Below are 12,242 nucleotides of genomic sequence, written 5' to 3' on the forward strand. Positions count from 1 at the left end.
TCTCCGCCAGAGCTAGCAAGATCATTAGATGCAAAACGTTCTACAGGCAGAGAACTTGCAGATGGCAGAGAAGACGGAAGGGCAGAAGACTCTCCACCAGATTGCTCAGGCGCCTCAAGAAATTGCTCAAGCGCCTCAAGCTCCTCATCAACAACCTCTACCTCTACAATTCCCTCGTTTACATCCTTAACTACAAGGGTTTCCTTACGTTTATGAGGTTCACTATGTGTAACGTAAGACCTATACGGATCTGGAATAGATATTGAAGAATAATCTTTATTTTCTAAACGAAAGTCCCAAATTTTTCCGCTTGTTACTAATTTACCATTCAAATACATTTTCCTCGGAGGAAGAAACGGACCATAAGCATTAAGAACGTATTGATAAGGTGAACCAAACGTGACATATTCACCATTCAACCGAAAAGAGTCTTTTTCTGCATTCCCCAGAACCCGAATAAGTAAAGCACTATAGTTCTGATCATATCCTTCCTCAACATCTCCTGAAACAGCATTTACATGTACTGTCGTTTTTCCAGAAACATCACCATGAATGAAAAGCCTATCTGAATCCTGCTTACCTGAACCTTGCTGGCCATTATCACTTCCACGTCTAACTTTCGGACGTACATTAAAATGAACCCAACCATCTTCAGAACTGTAAACAACACCGCTCCCACTCCCGATACGAAGAGTTTGATAACTTTCATTATCATTTCCATTTTGCGAAGCTATGAATTTAAGAGTACTGTCTTTAAGATTCAGAGACGCAATACATAAAGCTACACAAACACCATTCTCTCCTGCCTGATTGCCTCTCTTCTCGTTTTTACCTTTTTTTAAACGCCACTCCGATTTCCCAGACAAGTAAAACTCTGCAATAGCACCCTTCTCAATGAAAAGGTCACCTTCAATTACCGAGTCATCTGCAAAAACCGAAATATAGGAAGGAAATTGAGCTTTCAATAATAGATCACCAGAAAGTTCTGAATTCTTACTTAGAATAACAGAACTTTTCGCCACATCACTGTAAATGGCTTCACCATCTGGAACTTTTAAAACAGAATTTTCCAACGAAACTACATATCTTACATTTTTATCACCACTGTTCCCACTTTGCTCTCTACCTTCATTTTGTCCTTTTTCTTGGTTTTCACTCTTGTGAAAAGCTATGCCCACCCCTTCCGAACCTTTCACATTAATCTCTGAAGATTTGATACCACCACTAATCTTAAAAGAACCCATCTCTCCAAAAGCTATAAACTTGCTTGCAACAGAGACAAAATTATCCCAAGCGTAATCTTTTTCTTCATGAGCTCCATAAATTTCATTATGCTTTTTTCTTGCTTCAGCAATTTGTTGATGGGTATATAAGCTATTCCAACTTTCTTTCAAAGGAACATTGAGAACCTTAGCAAGAGAAACATTGGAAACTTTTGTTCCATAACCATCTAAAACTTTAGGAACACGGCTAGAAGACTCATCAACCCACAAGAAAATGGCATCGGAGCTATCAAACCGTCCATTAGTAAAAGAAACAAAACCATTTTCTGAAGTTAAAAAGACATCATAATATTTTTTAGATTCTTCTTGAGATTGTGCTCCAGCTTCTATTTTAACATTAACCCCATCCAGTTTAATAGACGCCCCACTACTGGAGTGGACCCTAGAGCCGCCCACACTAATGCTTTTTGGAGAAGTAAGCGATCCAAATTGCATTGTTAATCCTGCCCCATCATAAGCAAATAGAGCCATTCCACTTGTATTAATAGCCGTCTCACTCAAAAAAACAGATGAGCCACCAGCCAAAACAGCTGTCTCGACATTGGTTATTTCTCCACCTTTCATATTAGCTACCGCACCCCCTCCTACTTCAATTCCCGTCGCAAAAGTCTTAATATTCGTGTTAACTAACTCAACAGCAGCACTCTCTTCCGCATATATAGCACTCGCAAAACCGGCCTCTTCCTCATCTCCATCTTCACCTTCACCAGTTACACCCTCTATAGATAAACCCCTTAATTTAACATTTGCTCTACGACCTGTTGCATACACAGCATTTTCGCCATATTCTTTTACCTTAATCTTACCTCCTTTCATTGTAAAATTTTTATTATTACATTTAATAGGACCATACTCCATACTACTAGAACTAGACTCGCAAGACTTAGGTGATACGATTTCGGCTGGAAGAGAACTAACAACGGCTTGAATATTACCTTCTCCTACAGAAACATCTATACCTTGTAAAAAAAAGAGGGCACTGGTTGTCAGTGCGTACAAATGTGTACGCTTTTTAAATACATTGATCATGTGTCAAACTTTCTAAATTAACTTGCAAAAGCATTAAAATTAAGTGAAAATATGGTAGTAGCACGATTTGTAACATACACTAGACAACTTTGCAACATATTGTTGTTTATTAAAATATCATTTTGAACATAAGTCCGCCTAAGTTAAGTTTTTAAATATTCAATTTATTGTAATTTATAAAATAAAAGGATGAGATAAAATGACGATGATCAAATATCTAAAACATGTAATTTCTGTCTTTATTGTAGCAATCAGTTTTGCAACGTTTTCATGGGCAGATATAAGTGTTAATACAAATGTAACTATTAACCATGTTTCAGGCACCACTAGTGTCCCCAGCTCTCCTCAAAAGGTTATAGTATTCGATCTTGCAACGCTGGATAACATGAACCGCCTTGGTATCAAAGCAGTTGCCGGTGTACCTGAAGGAAAAAAACCTGCGTATTTGCAACAATTTGATGACGCGCAATATGAAAAAATTGGTACCGTTTTTGAACCAAATTATGAAAAAATTGCTACGCTTCAACCTGATCTCATTGTTATTTCCTCGCGAACTCAAGCCAAATACAACGATTTATCCAAAATCGCTCCAACTATTGATCTTACAGTAAGAAATGAAAACTCTCTTGAAGATATTAAACGGAATGTGTCTATTCTTGGAAAAATTTTTGGTAAAGAAAAGGAAGCGGAAAAGGAAATTGCACAACTCAATGAAAATTTAGTAAAAGTCCGTCAAAACACTCAAGGAAAAGGCACAGGGCTCGTGCTCATGACCTCTGGCGGAAAAATCAGTGCTTTAGGACCAAAGTCGCGTTTTGATATTTTTCATTCCGCATTTGGAATTTCTCCTGCAACCGATAAACTCACCGTGCAAAAACATGGGCAACTTATTTCTCCTGAATTTATTTTTGAGACTAATCCTGACTGGCTACTGGTTATTGACCGTGATGCCGCAATTGGGCGAGAAGGACAATCTGCGGCACAACTGCTCGATAATGAACTTGTTAAACGCACAACTGCTGGAAAACAAAATCAAATTATTTATTTAGATTCTTGGAGCTGGTATCGTGCAAATGGTGGTCTCACTGGACTTAACGAAGCAACGCAACAGATCAGTGAAGCTTTTACAAAAAATAAATAAGCGTATAAATAGCTTGCTTGTTTTAGAAATAAAATCTAAGAGCAAAGGTTGTCTATAAGCAATCTTTGCTTTTTTCTGTTGGAAAATAATTTAACGTGAAAAATTACTGGATAGCCGTAACCATTCTTGCTCTATTGTCTATCCTTAGCATTTTTGTTGGTTATTCTGATGTAACACTTTCTGACTTATTATCAGGTGATACTCATGCTTTGCTTATTTTTTGGCAAACACGCCTTCCCCGCACAGCCGCAGTGCTTTTGGTAGGCATAGCTCTTTCCCTCTCCGGCATGATTATGCAACTTCTTGCACGCAATCGCTTTGTTGAACCATCAACTGCTGGAACTGTTGAATCTGCATCTCTTGGGATTCTTTTTGTTATGATTTTTCTACCCAATATCCCTGTGCTTGGAAAAATGATTATCGCTACAGTTTTTGCTATGACTGGCACACTTTTTTTTATGTTTTTATTGCGCCGCATTCCTCTAAAATCTGCCCTCATTGTACCACTCACAGGGATTATGCTGGGATATGTTATTGGCTCCTTAACCAACGCTATTGCTGATTATGAGATGTTGCTTCCTTCTCTTCAAGCTTATTTATTTGGCAGCTTTGCGATGATTCTTGAAGGAAAATATGAACTCTTATGGCTCTCTCTTCCCTTATGCATTCTTGCCTATTGCACCGCTGACCGTTTTACAGTAGCAGGTCTGGGAGAAGACTTAACCAATAACCTTGGGCTTAATTATCGTACTGTCATGCTCTTTGGTCTTTTTATTGTCGCATCAATCACTGCTGTTATCGTCTGTACAGTCGGACGAATCCCTTTCGTTGGGCTGATTATTCCAAACCTTGTTTCAAATTTCATGGGTGACAACATGCGTCATACCGCTCCTTGGGTAGCAATCAGCGGTGCAGGATTGGTTTTGATCTGTGATATTTTAGGACGAATAATTCATCCTTCTCTTGAAATTCCCATCAGCACTATAATGGGGGTTATCGGTAGTTTTATTTTCATTATACTTCTTTTACGCTGGAGAAAGCGTCTTGGATAAAAAGAAAACAACAACGCTTGTACTAACAGCACTTATCGTAATGGCATGCACTATAATAAGCCTCTATATGTCATGGAATATCAACATTTATACGTGGAAATTTCGTTTCACAAAACTTGCATCTCTTCTTCTCATTGCGTATGCAATAAGCGTTTCTACTGTTTTATTTCAGACAGTTGTTAACAATCGTCTTCTTACTCCTTCTATCGTGGGGTTTGATCAACTGTATATTTTAATAAAAACCATTACGATTTATTTTCTTGGCTCTCTTTCTTTGCCCTTTTTAAATGAAGAAGGACAACTCATTCTTGAAGCTCTCATTCTTATTCTCTTTTCAATAAGCCTTTTCCGCTGGCTCTTTTCAGGGAGTCTCAAAGGGCTTCATTTAACCTTACTGATTGGTATTGTTTTTGGAGGCTTTTTTTTCAGTTTACGCATGTTCATGCAATTGCAATTAAACCCAGACCAAATGATGAATCTTACTGACATTATGTTTGCAAATTTTAACAAATTCAATACGCCGTTAATAGGCTTTGCCACAATTATTGTCTTCATTGTAAGTCTGATTGGGTGGCGTTCACGCCACCTTCTTGATATTCTTGCTCTCGGACGCGAGAACGCGCTCAATCTTGGAGTTGATTATCACAAAAGTACTACAGCTATCCTTATATTTGTTTCTATTCTCGTATCCATTTCCACAGCACTGGTAGGACCCGTCACCTTTTTTGGACTGTTAGTTGCCAACCTCTCCTATGAACTCTCTCCTCAGGCAAAACACAGTGTTGTTATACCAGTTGCAATATTATTGGCGATAATTTGTTTAGTTGGTGGACAATTTGTTTTGGAACAAGTTTTTAATATGGCAGGACGCTTAAGTTTTATTATTGAATTTTGTGGTGGAACTGTCTTCTTATTTTTATTAATGAAGGGAAAACTAAAATGATTGAAATCAATCATCTTTCCAAGGCTTATGGAGCGCGATTGATTATCGATAATTTATCTCTTCATCTTCCTAAAGGGGGAATTATTTCTCTCATTGGCCCCAATGGTTCTGGCAAATCAACGCTTTTGATGCTGATAAGACGTCTGTTACCGCATCATAAAGGATCAATTAATATCGACGGCTTTGATATTAATAAAATGTCCCATGATATTTTAGCTCAAAAACTCTCAATTCTACGTCAAGATAACCCTTTGTCTTTTCGTTTAACCGTGTATGATTTAGTAAGCTTCGGCCGCTATCCTTACTCAAAAGGTTGGTATACTAAAGAAGACAAACAATTTATTGAGAGTGCACTCCGATATCTCGGCTTACAAGATCTAAAAGACTGCTTTTTAGATGAACTTTCTGGTGGACAGCGTCAACGAGCTTTTATTGCAATGGTCATCTGTCAAGATACTGATTATCTTCTGTTAGACGAACCATTAAACAATCTGGACATGAAACATGCTGTTTCCATGATGAAACAATTACGCCGTACAGCTGATGAACTTAAAAAAACTATTCTGATTGTCATGCATGATATTAATTTCGCATCATCTTATTCAGATATGATCGTTGCACTCAAAAATGGGAAAGCGGCTTATTGTGGAACACCACAAGACATTATACAGCCAGAAATTCTTAAAGACATTTATGATGTGGATATTCAGATCAAAACAATTAATGGCGTACCTATCGCCCTTTATTATCTATGATATTCATCTCACTATCAATAATCGTAAACACTCTTTTATACTTGCGCACACTGTAAAATCTGCTAAAAAACAATGGCATCTGCGTACTGGGGAATAGTTTAATGGTAGAACAGCGGACTCTGACTCCGTCAATCTTGGTTCGAATCCAAGTTCCCCAGCCATTATTTAATGGAATCAATAGGTTATATAAAAGTTTGGGAATTTTGATTCCGTTGATTCTTTTAACTTATTTTCCACCTATCCCTAACTTTTTTGAAGTTTTTTGATTGCTTCTATTGCAAGTCGTTTTCTATCGGCTGTTTTGGTATAAAGGGATGCCATGTTATCTTCTGTCCAGCCAAAAAGCGCTTTCATTTGCGAAACTGTCGCACCTGCATTTGCTGCACGTGTTGCTGCTAATTTTCGCAATCCATGGGCTGATTTTTTAATACCTGCTGCATTACAAGCTTTACGAAACAGATTACCAAAACTTTCTTTGGTCAGTTTTTTACCTTCTTTACCGCAAATAAATGTTTCATCTCCAATAGGTCCAATTTTAAGTGTTTCTGCTAATTCAGGTAAAATCGGGAGAAAAACATCTGTTTTAAATTGGCTCTTTTCTGTTTTTAAATGAATAATATTATCTGTTGTGATATCTTTCCAGCCGATACGAACGGCATCACCACGACGTAAACCTGTATACAAAAGGACGTCAATCCATACACGTTCATGCGTTCCTAGCATCCAGCGATGATAATATTTGTCAATATCTTCTTCTAACCATGGTATGAACCCTTCTACGTTAAAGGATTTAGGCGCTTTTATATTAAAGGCAGGATTTCTATTTAAAAGGGCATTATCAACAGCCCAATTGAAAAGACCATTTAAAGCCGTTAAGAAATGTCTTGCTGCTGCCGATTTTGCGCGTCTTCTTTCCACCGAATCAAGAATATGCTGTTTTTCTATACTTTTATAAGAGCAGTCGCCGATATGTTTAGAAACATTATTCAGAATTCTATACTTAACTTTTTTCGTGGATTCTGATTGATTATGCCATTGCATGCTTTGTAAATACTGATGCAACAACCAATCGAAAGACCCTTCTGTGAGTCTGGTACGCCTCTTTGTTTTGGAGGAGCCATTTTGCGCTTGTTTAATAGCCAGCGTATAATTGTCAACAAACTCTTGCGTTCCATAGGTTCCTTCAATCCGAAACCGTGGTCCATGACCAATACGTACATACCATATAACTTTACCATGGCGTGTACGTTCACGAACAAGATGCGGTGGACGGCGTTTTGGCATGGCTAAAACTTTATACCGTCGACAGAGGGGCAGCTTTTGCTGGTCTCGTAGTCTTCTTGTTCATTTTCAAGCGGTGGAAAATCGTCAATGCTATAAGTATTATCTGTCGTTGTTGGTGTTATGATTTTATTGATATGAATCAATAATTCCCCTGTAGGTTTGATTTCTATTAATTCGCATCTTTGTTTTTTAGCTTCTCTTAAAGCACGAGCAATAGCTGGCTGCGTGATAGTAGGTGGGCGGTGTGGCATGTTTATTCCCCTTCATTTTAGATGTAATTCACCCGTGGCGTGAATCGCGCTGGTGTTAAAAGTTGGTTTTTCGGTGTTAGAAACGGCTTATAGAGATACTATAAGACTAGTCGTTCGTATTTTCTCATCTGGTTTGTTCTCTAGTTGAGATTCTTCTATCGTCATCAATCCAGTCGTCCCAACATACACATGCTTCACCGTAAATTTTTGCATGACCGTAAACATGCGCATCACCGTAAACATGCGCATTGCCGTAAACACGCGCCCTATCGTAAATATATACCTCACCGTAAACTTGTGCCTTATCGTAAACGCGTGCACTACCGTAAACTTGTGCTTCTGCGTAAATTTGTGCATTATCAAAAATTTCAGGTTCACCGCAAATATATGCATCACCGTAAACTTCTGCATGACCGTAAATACGTGGTTCATTGAAAACTTCTGCATGTCCATAAATACGAGAATTACCGTAAACTTCTGCATGACCGTAAACTTGTGCATGTTCGTAAACCTTAGCATCATCATAAACACAAGCATAACCGCCAATCCAGCAATTACCATGATGCGATAGGTTGTCTTCTTTTTCGATATAGCCTCCTAAATCACCTTTTTTTACTTTTCCAAAATCTCTTAATGCGCGAATGCGGTGGAGAGTTTTGCCATAAACCTCTGTTGTTTCATCAGTAAGTTCGTATTTCTTTTCCATTATTGCATTCCTTAATTAATGCATGCTTTGTCTTTTAAGCTCTTGAGACAGCAGCCCCATGCCTTTTGTTGTGATTTTTGCGCAAGGAATGACTTTTTCTATGCCACTTGCGGTTTGAAGTGTGATGGTTGGGCAGTCCATAAGTTTCTTTTGGATTTTGTCTTGATAAGGAAGCAAATTTCCACCTGCTGCTCGTCTGTAAACCCAACCTTTTTGCTGTAAGAAGAGAATGAACTGTTTTGGTTGCATCTCTAGTATTTTAGCAGCTTCTGTAAGACCGAAGAGTCCGTCATGACGCTGTAAGCTTTCAAGAGCCATTGCCTTTGGTTTTAAATTTGCAATAATGTTATCTTTTTGTTCATTTTCATTTTTGAGATATGTTAAAACACCAAGCATAACTTGAGGGCTTGAGTAGTCGATTTGTGGTATTACTGCTTGCTTTTCCAATTCTTGCCAGCGGTCAATTATTTTTGCTCGTAATGTCATGTTGTAACCAGATACGAGAATTAAACATTCACGCTTGGGGAGATGATAGCAGTTTTGAGATTTGCCTTGTTTATCTAAATAGGTGCCCCCAAATTTGGGGAGACCTCCTTCAGTGTATAATTCTTCAAGTATTTTTTTAATATCACGCATGACATGGTCATGTCTTTTACCGCATAACTCTGCAATTTCACGACTAGACATCGTTTGAACTGTTGTGTTTTGAAAATCGCTTTCAGATGTTGTGATAAAATTATGCATGCTTCACTCCGTTCGTTGTGACAACATTGTCATTGTGCTTAATTTGCTGTCTTAGATGTCTTAAGAAATCTTCTAATGTTTCAGGATTTGAATAATCGATTTTTGAATTTTCCTTTTTTTCGCATTTCAGAAAATATTCACGCACTTGTTTACCTTTGAGACTAGGTTCACAAATGGCAATGTGTTTTGCTGTGTCTAAAGTGAGAGCATAATCTTTAAAAGGATTTCCACGTGAGGAGTTTGATAATTTTTTAGTAGAAAGTACAAAGTCTACATCTTCTCTAAAGCTAAGTTCTTTAATACAGTTTGTTATCCACTTTCTAAACTCGGTTTTTACCTCTAAAAAGGCATGTAAATCACGAGCACTAATAGTTTGAACCTTTTGATGCTGAATAATATTGTATTGAGTAGCAAGAAGCTTTTCCATTACAGACCTCATATTGGTGGGATTGAGAGGGGCGCTTTCTCAAACGCCCTTAGAGTTTAAAGCACATCACATGGACGCAAGCGGTGTTGCTGTTCATAAGAACCATACATTGCGTCATCATATTCGCGCTGTTTTATATCGTCTAAAAAAAAAACCGTATGCTGCGCTATGTTCAATAAATTCGTGAGGTATTTTTCCATTAAAACACTGTTCTTCACGTTCTCTAAGATAAAGTTCTGCAATATCTTCAGAGATATCTTCGCAACTTTTCTCAGAAGGATTCACACGAAAGATTTGTACGGTATCATCTGCTTCATCAACAATCTCTAAAACTTGGTTTTCATCAAGTGGACCTGACTCTCCAATGTGTTGATCATCACCGTAGACAACTAATAAAATTTCATTAGAATTAATAAGAATTGGCTTATCCATAATTTCTCCTCCCCAACGCCTCTTGGCAATTGTTTGTTTGTGGTTTATGGAATATATTAGTACATTATGCACCAAAGATAGTCAAGTACATAGTGTACTATTTTTTTAAAAAATAAAAAAAATGACGAATCACGGCATAATTTAGAGAATCAAAAGTTTGCTGTTTACTGATAAAAATCAAGCAAACTTGCTTTAATCTGTTGATAGCAATCTAATTGATAATTAATAACGTGAACAGAGAATCGTATTATGTTTACATATCAAGAATAGTGCGCCGTACACGACCTATTATAGAGATAGCGCCTTCAAGTTTTGGAGCCTTTATTGTTTTGTCGTATGAAGCAGGCTGAAAAGGAGGATCATCATTAGGTCTGTATCGTTTATATGTCGCTTGTCCAGATTCATCTGCAATTACATAGCAGGCATTAGGCACAAGTTTTTTGTCTCGCATATTTACAAATATTATAGAATCTGGAGGGCTAATTTTATTCATAGATGCGCCATCTACACGCAAAGCAATCCATTCACCAGCAGGAAGATTAACAGCCTCCGTCATAGGATAATCTGAAAAATCCATTATCCCATCTTGCTCGCTTAACTCTCCAGCACTAATCCATGAAACGAGAGGAATACTAATATTGAGGCTAGGATTTTCTTGAGGAGATTCGCCATATAAAATCCATCCCGGATCTACATTAAATACTTGTCCATAAAGCTCAGCTATTTGGCGTGAAATACCACGATTTCCATTTTCGTGACTAATTAGAGTATTTTTGTTAAGAGCTGGTATAGCGCGTGCAGCTTCACTTGGTGTTACATATCCAGCATTCTTACGTGCTATTTTAAGTCTATCTTTTGGCAAATAAGTCATTCGTACATTATCCACTATTTTTTTCATTCATTGTGCACGATTTTATCTTGATTTTAAATTGTACGTAATGTACTACTTGTGTCATGGTTAATGATTTTTATGTCAAAAATTTGATTGAGTCTTGGGGATCTATACGCCAATTTGCAAAGGAAATTGGTTGTAGCTATGAGGCTGCGCGTAAAATGCGTGACCGCAATAGTATTTCTCCAAAATACTGGAACATAATTATTCAGTTGTCTAAAGCCAAAGGTCTATCTTGGGTTACACTAGATTGGTTCCTACATAATTATGGGAATAAATCCCATAGAGTTATTCGTCCAATGACAAAACAAAGAAAAGATACGCTTCATCTGGTGGAGAAAGTTAGTACACCAAATGCATCACAAACAGTAATATCTTCTCATATTGCTGCTCCTACAGATAGTAATGAACAGCAACAGCAGCATTCACACTCTTAAATCTTAAAGAAGAAAGATCAGAGATGATAGATGTCCCACAGATCACTATAAGCAAAGTCCAGTTGATTGATCTTGTTAATAAGATTGGACAGGAAAACATATATTATGGTGTCCTTTCGCCTCAAGATGCATGTTTTGAAATAAGCATAGATCCCTCATCAACAGGTTGTTTTGTCTATATGCTGCATAGTATTTTTGTGCGTGATGATAGAAAATATTTTCCGTTATTGCCGTACGATGATTTTAATCAATGGTTTTTATCTGTGTTTACGCAAGCTTTTACAACTTGGTTTGATAATTATTTTTCTCAAGAGTTGTCATCTTTTTATCGCTTAAATGAGCTGATCTTGTTTATAGCCTTAGTCAAAAATAGGCTTGATTTCTTAAGGGATAAACTCATCGAAAAAAGAAAAGAAGAAATCAAATTAATAGATGATGCATGCAGTGTGTGTCTGAATCTGAGTTAATCCAATTTTTTAGAATCGCTGGGAGGTTACTTTTTCACAAACATTTTTGCAAGACAGGCAATCACAACGCGCTCTGTCATAGCGCACATATAAATACGTAGAGCCTTAAGGGGGGATAATCATGGTTTTTAAAGCACATAAGAATGATATTGGGAAACCGCGTGTTGATCTTATTCCACCACTCACGTTGCTTGATATTGGTCGTGTTTTGGAGTTTGGAGCAAACAAATACGGTGCGAGCAATTGGCGTCATGGCATGAATTGGAGCCGTTTGTATGGAGCTGCTTTACGTCATTTATTAGCATGGTTCAGTGGAGAAGATAAGGACCTTGAAAGCGGATTACCACACTTAGCGCATGCAGCTTGCTGTCTTCTTTTCTTAATGGAATGCGAAACACA

13 protein-coding genes, 1 tRNA gene and 2 pseudogenes are annotated in these 12,242 nt (G+C 37.6%); 8 read left to right on the forward strand and 8 right to left on the reverse strand.

The features are described from left to right. A pseudogene (locus MCO_RS10910) lies at window positions 1-2,312 on the reverse strand (hypothetical protein); the annotation flags it as partial. Window positions 2,313-2,517: 205 nt separating this feature from the next. On the opposite strand from MCO_RS10910, the gene MCO_RS08660 reads away from it, so the two are divergent. From MCO_RS08660 to MCO_RS08680, 5 genes are all read left to right on the forward strand, one after another. Then, the gene (locus MCO_RS08660) at window positions 2,518-3,453 is read left to right on the forward strand and encodes a siderophore ABC transporter substrate-binding protein (protein WP_040299140.1); all 936 of its coding nucleotides are present in this window, start codon (window positions 2,518-2,520) and stop codon (window positions 3,451-3,453) included. 95 nt (window positions 3,454-3,548) lie between these two features. Further along, window positions 3,549-4,505, forward strand: coding sequence for an ABC transporter permease (locus MCO_RS08665; protein WP_007553940.1), 957 nt, complete (start codon window positions 3,549-3,551; stop codon window positions 4,503-4,505). After that, window positions 4,498-5,448 (forward strand): iron chelate uptake ABC transporter family permease subunit, encoded by a 951-nt coding sequence (locus MCO_RS08670; protein WP_007553941.1) that lies wholly within the window; start codon window positions 4,498-4,500, stop codon window positions 5,446-5,448. The genes MCO_RS08665 and MCO_RS08670 overlap by 8 nt, the downstream gene beginning before the upstream one ends. Beyond that, window positions 5,445-6,203 (forward strand): ABC transporter ATP-binding protein, encoded by a 759-nt coding sequence (locus tag MCO_RS08675; protein WP_007553942.1) that lies wholly within the window; start codon window positions 5,445-5,447, stop codon window positions 6,201-6,203. The genes MCO_RS08670 and MCO_RS08675 overlap by 4 nt, the downstream gene beginning before the upstream one ends. 87 nt (window positions 6,204-6,290) lie before the next feature. After that, window positions 6,291-6,364 (forward strand) — tRNA-Gln (locus MCO_RS08680). A gap of 82 nt (window positions 6,365-6,446) precedes the next feature. On the opposite strand, the gene MCO_RS08685 is transcribed toward MCO_RS08680, so the two are convergent. The 7 genes and pseudogenes from MCO_RS08685 to MCO_RS08715 all read right to left on the reverse strand — a co-directional run bounded on the left by MCO_RS08685 (window position 6,447) and on the right by MCO_RS08715 (window position 10,918). After that, on the reverse strand, window positions 6,447-7,487 hold the full coding sequence (locus MCO_RS08685; protein ID WP_007553943.1) for a tyrosine-type recombinase/integrase: 1,041 nt from the start codon (window positions 7,485-7,487) through the stop codon (window positions 6,447-6,449). Window positions 7,488-7,489: 2 nt separating this feature from the next. Further along, on the reverse strand, window positions 7,490-7,738 hold the full coding sequence (locus MCO_RS08690; protein ID WP_007553944.1) for a hypothetical protein: 249 nt from the start codon (window positions 7,736-7,738) through the stop codon (window positions 7,490-7,492). Window positions 7,739-7,862: 124 nt separating this feature from the next. Beyond that, window positions 7,863-8,444, reverse strand: a complete 582-nt coding sequence (locus MCO_RS08695; RefSeq protein WP_007553945.1) for a hypothetical protein — start codon at window positions 8,442-8,444, stop codon at window positions 7,863-7,865. Between the two features lie 15 nt (window positions 8,445-8,459). Then, window positions 8,460-9,188 carry a Rha family transcriptional regulator gene (locus tag MCO_RS08700; RefSeq protein WP_007553784.1) on the reverse strand — a complete coding sequence of 243 codons (729 nt, stop codon included), beginning with the start codon at window positions 9,186-9,188 and terminating at the stop codon, window positions 8,460-8,462. Then, window positions 9,181-9,615, reverse strand: a complete 435-nt coding sequence (locus tag MCO_RS08705) for an antA/AntB antirepressor family protein (protein ID WP_007553782.1) — start codon at window positions 9,613-9,615, stop codon at window positions 9,181-9,183. Before MCO_RS08705 ends, MCO_RS08700 begins: the two co-directional genes overlap by 8 nt. Before the next feature lie 56 nt (window positions 9,616-9,671). After that, window positions 9,672-10,047 (reverse strand): annotated as a pseudogene (locus MCO_RS08710) (hypothetical protein). 253 nt (window positions 10,048-10,300) lie between these two features. Beyond that, window positions 10,301-10,918 carry a S24 family peptidase gene (locus tag MCO_RS08715; RefSeq protein WP_007553947.1) on the reverse strand — a complete coding sequence of 206 codons (618 nt, stop codon included), beginning with the start codon at window positions 10,916-10,918 and terminating at the stop codon, window positions 10,301-10,303. 83 nt (window positions 10,919-11,001) lie between these two features. Between MCO_RS08715 and MCO_RS08720 the strand changes: the two genes are divergently transcribed. The 3 genes from MCO_RS08720 to MCO_RS08730 all read left to right on the forward strand — a co-directional run. Continuing rightward, entirely contained in the window at window positions 11,002-11,376 is a 375-nt protein-coding gene (locus MCO_RS08720; RefSeq protein WP_007553962.1) for a hypothetical protein, read from the forward strand. A gap of 62 nt (window positions 11,377-11,438) precedes the next feature. Beyond that, the gene (locus tag MCO_RS08725; RefSeq protein ID WP_245256867.1) at window positions 11,439-11,843 is read left to right on the forward strand and encodes a hypothetical protein; all 405 of its coding nucleotides are present in this window, start codon (window positions 11,439-11,441) and stop codon (window positions 11,841-11,843) included. A gap of 121 nt (window positions 11,844-11,964) precedes the next feature. Beyond that, window positions 11,965-12,242: dATP/dGTP diphosphohydrolase domain-containing protein (locus tag MCO_RS08730; protein ID WP_007553965.1), on the forward strand; the 278-nt coding region annotated here is incomplete at its 3' end.

It is taken from the genome of Bartonella sp. DB5-6 (assembly GCF_000278115.1).
GTDB classification, from domain to species: Bacteria; Pseudomonadota; Alphaproteobacteria; order Rhizobiales; family Rhizobiaceae; genus Bartonella; species Bartonella refiksaydamii.